We start from the raw sequence: 6,041 nt of genomic DNA on the forward strand, positions 1-6,041 counted from the left end.
TCGCCGGTCTGCTCGGCATGGCGCAGTGCTGCCTGGATGGCGATGACCGAATAAAGGCCGGTGAAGATGTCCGAGATGGCAACGCCCGCCTTTTGCGGCTCGCGGCCGACCTCGCCGGTGATCGACATCATGCCGGCCATGGCCTGGATGATGAAGTCGTAGCCGGCGCGCGGTGCGTACGGACCGTCCTGGCCGAAACCGGTGATCGAGCAGTAGACGAGGCGCGGGTTGATCTTGCGCAGGCTGTCATAGTCGAGGCCGTATTTCTTCAGGCCGCCGAGCTTGAAGTTCTCGATCAGCACGTCCGAAGTGGCGACCAGCCGGCGCACCGTCTCGGCGCCTTCCGGGGTCGAGAAATCGATGGCGATGGAGCGCTTGCCGCGATTGCAGGAATGGTAATAGGCGGCCGACAGGTTCTCGCCGTCCTTGCCCATGACGAAGGGCCGCCATCGGGGCGCTCGACCTTGATGACATCGGCGCCGAGATCGGCAAGCAACTGCCCGGCCCATGGCCCGGCAAGGATGCGGGCGAGTTCGACGACGCGGACGCCTTTCAGCGGGGGCTCAGCCATGGATCACCGTGGTTGCCGCAATCACTGCGATTGCTGCGAAAGCAGAGCCTCTATCAAGCCCTGCAACGGCTGTCACGGCTCTTGCAATGGGCCAATCCGTCACGCTTTGAGGACTTCGTCGGCCCAGGCGGCGAAATCATCCATGATAATGTCGCGATTCACCTCGTTCAGGCTTTCGTGGCGGGTGTCGGCGTAAACCTTTGAAACCAGATTCGAAAAGCCCATCTTGCGCATGCGATTGGCAAGATGGGTGATCCCTTTGCCATAGTCGGAAGCCGGATCCTTCTCGCCGCCGACGATGCTGACGGGCAGGTCGCGCCGGATACCGGCAAAGCCGGCATCCTTGCCACCGTTCAGCGCCATACCGACGACGTCGCGCCACATCGACACCGAAGCGTCCCAGCCGCACAAGGGATCGGCAATGTATTTCGCCACTTCCGCTTCGTCGCGCGACAGCCAGTCGAACAGCGTGCGGTGATTGGGCACCGCCTTGCCCCAGGCCTGGAAGGTGAGTTTCGGCAGCAGGCGCGATGGCACGTCGGAGCCGAGCCGCATCCGTTCCCAGGCAAGGATGCCGAGCGCAAGCTGCCCAAGCGGGCCTTGGGAGAAATTGCCGTTCCAGATTGCTGCCGCGTGAACGCGTGGCGAGTGGCGCAACAGGTAGTTCAGCGCCACCGACGCACCCATCGAATGGCCAAACAGGATGACCGGTCTGTTTGGCCGTTCGCGGGCGATGAGATCATGGATGACGTCGACGTCGGCGATCACCTTGGCGGCACCGTCCCTGTCGGCGAACCTGCCGAGCGGAGCGTCGGACGCCTTGGTCGCGCCGTGGCCGCGATGATCGTGGACATAGACGTCGAAACCGCGCGAGCCAAGAAAATCGGCAAAGCGGGCATAGCGCGCTGCGTGCTCGGCTAGCCCGTGATTGATCTGGACGACGGCGCGTGCCCGGCCATCGGCCTGCCTGACGAAAAGATTGAGCTCGGCACCGGTCGGCGAGGCAACCACGCGCTGCTGGCTGAATGACATGCCGCCTGGTCCCGCCCTTGCTTTTGTCGTCGTTGGCTTTGTTTGCGCCGGCCCACATTATGCGTCAATCCGGCAAACCCGCTTTTCGCGACGATGTTTCTTGCGTTCGGTCAGCAAAATATCGCAATTCTGACATGGAGACAGCTTCAGTCTGTCGCCCACTTCTTCAGCCGGGGATTCTCCATGCGCATCGGTGTCGTTTTCGGATTGGCCATGTTGGCGGCGTCGCTGGCCGGGGCCGCGCATGCCGACGTGAAGATGAGCGGCAGCTTCGTCGCCGACGCCGCCTGTCCGGCGACGCAAGCGATCAAGAACGGCAAGAACCCCGGCAATGTCTCGACCGATGCCGGGCAGAGCTATCAGTTGCTTGCCGGCAACAAGGAGACGCCGACGCATTATCTCATCCTGGTGCCGGGCGCCGATCCGGAGCGCCGCTGGGTGAAGGTCAGCTGCGGCCATGTTTCCGGCAGCAGCGCGGCGACCGTGCCGGCCGCGCCTGACGGGCAAGGCAAGCCGGCGGCATCGGGGAAGCCCGAATACGTCTTCGCGCTGAGCTGGCAGCCGGCGTTTTGCGAGACAAAGTCGAACAAGACCGAATGCAGGGCACAAAGTGCCGGCGATTTCGACGCCACGCATTTCACCTTGCACGGCCTGTGGCCGCAGCCGAATGGCAATTTCTATTGCCAGGCGACGGCGAGCGACAAGGCCAACGACAATCCGGCCCACTGGAAAGACCTGCCGCCGGTCAATCTTGACGCCAACACCCGCACGGAACTCGATCAGGTGATGCCTGGAACGGCCTCCCATCTCGAACGGCATGAATGGATCAAGCACGGCACCTGCTACGGCAAGAGCCAGCAGGACTATTTCTCCGATGCGCTGAATTTGATGCGCGCGGTGAACAGTTCGCCGGTGCGCGATCTCTTTGCCAAAAACATCGGCGGCAAGCTAACGGCCGACCAGATCCGCGGCGCTTTCGACACTGCCTTCGGGGCGGGAGCAGGGGACCGCGTGCGCGTTTCCTGCGTCATCGATCCGTCGAGCGGCAGGCGGCTGATCGGCGAACTGACGCTCGGCCTCGCCGGCCCGATCGGCCCAAACAGCGCGCTCAAGGACCTGCTGCTGGCTTCGGTGCCGACCAACAAGGCAGGCTGCCCGACCGGCACCGTCGACGCTATCGGGTTCCAGTAAGGGCGGCTGAACGGCGCCCAGACTGCACGAGCAGCGGTCCAAGCTTGTCCGTGTGATTGGCCTGATCTGGCAAAAGCGATTGCCGTTCGCCGCCGCATCGCCTACATAGCGGCCAACCTCCATTCAATTCGACAAATCCAGTCGGTTTTTCAGGGAAAGCGCGCGTGGCACGCCAGTTCATCTATCACATGGCCGGCCTCAACAAGGCCTATGGCACCAAGAAGGTGCTCGAGAATGTCCATCTCTCCTTCTATCCGGACGCCAAGATCGGCATCCTCGGCCCCAACGGTTCGGGCAAGTCGACGATCCTCAAGATCATGGCTGGGCTCGACAAGGAGTGGAACGGCGAAGCGTGGCTCGCCGAAGGCGCCACTGTCGGCTACCTGGCGCAGGAGCCGGCGCTCGATCCGGACAAGACCGTGTTCGAAAACATCATGGAAGGCGTCGCCGCCAAGACCGCCATCATCGAGCGCTACAACGAATTGATGATGAACTATTCCGACGAGACGGCCGACGAGTCGGCCAAGCTCCAGGACGAGATGGACCGGCTGAACCTATGGGACCTCGAACAGCAGGTCGAGATGGCGATGGAAGCGCTGGGCTGCCCGCCCAAGGATTCGGAAGTCACCAAGCTTTCGGGCGGCGAGCGCCGCCGCGTCGCGCTTTGCCAGCTTTTGCTGCGCCAGCCCGACCTTCTGCTGCTCGACGAACCGACCAACCATCTCGACGCCGAAACCACGGCATGGCTGGAAAAGCATCTGCGTGCCTATCCGGGCGCCGTGATGATCATCACCCACGATCGCTACTTCCTCGACAACGTCACCGGCTGGATCCTGGAACTCGATCGCGGCCGCGGCATTCCCTATGAGGGCAACTACACCAAATACCTCGAAGCCAAGGCCAAGCGGCTCAAGCAGGAAGGCCGCGAGGACGATGCCCGCCAGCGCGCCATCGGCCGCGAGCGCGAATGGATCCAGTCGAGCCCGAAGGCCCGCCAGACCAAGTCCAAGGCGCGTATCCAGGCGTTCCAGGACCTTTTGGATGCAGCCGACAAGCGGCGTCCGAGCGATACGCAGATCGTCATCCCGCACGGCGAGCGGCTCGGCAATGTCGTGATCGAGGCGGAAGGCCTGTCGAAGGGCTTTGGTGACACGCTGCTCATCGACGGCCTGGAATTCAAGCTGCCGCCCGGCGGCATCGTCGGCGTCATCGGCCCGAACGGCGACGGCAAGACGACACTGTTTCGCATGATCACCGGCCAGGAAAAGCCGGATGCGGGTTCTGTGCGCGTCGGCGAAACGGTGAAGCTCGGCTATGTCGACCAGAGCCGCGATGCTCTCGATCCGTCGAAGACGGTGTGGGAAGAGATTTCCGGCGGCGCAGAAGTGGTCAAGCTCGGCAAGTTCGAGGCCAACACGCGCGCCTATTGCGCGTCGTTCAACTTCCGTGGCGGCGACCAGCAGCAGAAGGTCGGCAACCTCTCCGGCGGCCAGCGCAACCGCGTGCATTTGGCCAAGATGTTGAAGACCGGCGGCAATGTGCTGCTGCTCGACGAACCGACCAACGATCTCGATACCGAAACGCTGGCCGCACTCGAAGACGCGCTGGAAAATTTCGGTGGCTGCGCGGTCATCATCTCGCACGATCGCATGTTCCTCGACCGCCTGGCGACGCACATCCTCGCCTTCGAGGGCGACAGCCATGTCGAATGGTTCGAGGGCAATTTCGAGGATTACGAGCAGGACAAGATCCGCCGCCTCGGGCCGGATGCCGTCAACCCGCACCGCATGACCTACAAGAGGCTGACGCGGTAGGGGGGGTTCCGGGCGGCGATCTCAACCGGCATGAGGAGCTCAAATGGCTGATTGGTCCGCCGCCCAATATCTGAAATTCGAAGACGAGCGCACGCGGCCCGCGCGGGATCTTGTGGCGCAGGTGCCCGTCGACTTTCCACGCCGGGTCGTCGACATCGGCTGCGGGCCGGGCAACTCGACCGAACTGCTTGTCGAGCGCTGGCCGGATGCTGAGGTGAGCGGCTTCGACACTTCGCCCGACATGATCGAGAAGGCGCGGGCTCGCTTGCCCGAGGTCACCTTTGATCTGGCCGATGCCTCCAAATGGCAGCCGGCGGAGCCGGTCGACGTGATTTTTGCCAATGCGGTGTTCCAGTGGCTGCCCGAGCATCCCGCAGTCTTCCAGCGGCTGATGGGTTTCCTCGCGCCAGGCGGCGCGCTTGCCATCCAGATGCCCGACAATCTGGGCGAGGACTCCCACCGCCTGATGCGCGAGACCGCCGCCGAATTGCCGTTTGCCGAAAAGCTCAAGGGCGCGGCACGCGGGCCGTTGCCGCCGGTGTCGTCCTACTATGACCTCCTGTCGCCGCTCAGTGATCGGCTGGATATCTGGCATACCATCTACAACCACCCGCTTGCCGACGCGCAGGCGATCGTCGAATGGGTGAAGTCGACGGGCCTGAAACCGTTCCTCGATCCGCTGGATTCCGACGAACGGGCGATGTTCCTCGAAAGCTACACGGCCAAGATCGCCAAGGCCTATCCGAAAACGGCTAGCGGCAAGGTGCTTTTGCGCTTTCCACGCATCTTCATCGTTGCCAAGCGGGCCTGATTATCCATGTTGCACGAGGACCAGTCCGGCCTAAACCTTTGGTTTAAGCCGGCGTAAACCGCCGCGGTGAGAAAACTGTTGCGCCGGAGCGTTCCGGCGCCCACATGAAGCCCGCAACGCCTGCGGATGGGACGGACTGGACATGCATCGCGTCATCATCAGCGGCATCGGCGTTGAAATCCCTGAAGCCACAATCACCAATGAAGAGCTGGTGGCCAGCTTCAATGCCTGGGTCGACGCGGAGAATGCGCGCCGCCTGGGCACCGACGAGCCGCCGCTGGCGAAATCGGATAGCGACTTCATCGTCCACGCTTCGGGCGTGCGCACCCGTCATGTCATCGAGCGCGAAGGCATTCTCGACCCGACCCGCATGTCGCCGCGCATTCCGGCTCGGCCCGACGATGCGCTGTCGCTCGAAGCCGAGTTCGGCATCGCCTCGGCGAAGAAGGCTCTCGAGCATGCGGGGCTACAGCCGTCGGATATAGACCTGGTGATCTGCTCGGCCTCGCATCACCAGCGGCCCTATCCGGCGATCGCCATCGAAATGCAGGAGGCGCTGGGCACGAAGGGCGCAGGCTTCGACATGGGGCTCGGCTGTTCTTCGGCGGCGGCGGCCTTGGAC

The 6,041-nt window shown here is 63.2% G+C and carries 4 protein-coding genes and 2 pseudogenes; 4 read left to right on the forward strand and 2 right to left on the reverse strand.

Annotated elements, in window-relative coordinates; all coding sequences use genetic code 11:
• Both EOA22_RS21885 and EOA22_RS21890 read right to left on the reverse strand, forming a co-directional pair.
• A pseudogene (locus EOA22_RS21885) lies at nucleotides 1-571 on the reverse strand (CaiB/BaiF CoA-transferase family protein); the annotation flags it as partial.
• A 99-nt stretch (nucleotides 572-670) separates the two neighbouring features.
• A complete protein-coding gene (locus EOA22_RS21890) occupies nucleotides 671-1,603 on the reverse strand; it encodes an alpha/beta hydrolase (RefSeq protein ID WP_063168497.1) in 933 nt (310 codons plus the stop codon).
• 183 nt (nucleotides 1,604-1,786) lie between these two features.
• Here EOA22_RS21890 and EOA22_RS21895 point away from each other — a divergent pair, with 183 nt between their 5' ends.
• The 4 genes and pseudogenes from EOA22_RS21895 to EOA22_RS21910 all read left to right on the forward strand — a co-directional run.
• Nucleotides 1,787-2,794, forward strand: a complete 1,008-nt coding sequence (locus EOA22_RS21895; protein ID WP_063170270.1) for a ribonuclease — start codon at nucleotides 1,787-1,789, stop codon at nucleotides 2,792-2,794.
• 164 nt (nucleotides 2,795-2,958) lie between these two features.
• Nucleotides 2,959-4,608 carry an energy-dependent translational throttle protein EttA gene (ettA, locus tag EOA22_RS21900; protein WP_127390214.1) on the forward strand — a complete coding sequence of 550 codons (1,650 nt, stop codon included), beginning with the start codon at nucleotides 2,959-2,961 and terminating at the stop codon, nucleotides 4,606-4,608.
• Between the two features lie 43 nt (nucleotides 4,609-4,651).
• On the forward strand, nucleotides 4,652-5,419 hold the full coding sequence (tam, locus tag EOA22_RS21905) for a trans-aconitate 2-methyltransferase (RefSeq protein WP_063168496.1): 768 nt from the start codon (nucleotides 4,652-4,654) through the stop codon (nucleotides 5,417-5,419).
• A gap of 142 nt (nucleotides 5,420-5,561) precedes the next feature.
• A pseudogene (locus tag EOA22_RS21910) lies at nucleotides 5,562-6,041 on the forward strand (beta-ketoacyl-ACP synthase III); the annotation flags it as partial.

The sequence above is a fragment of the Mesorhizobium sp. M7A.F.Ca.US.014.04.1.1 genome, from assembly GCF_003998745.1.
GTDB classification, from domain to species: domain Bacteria; phylum Pseudomonadota; class Alphaproteobacteria; order Rhizobiales; family Rhizobiaceae; genus Mesorhizobium; species Mesorhizobium ciceri.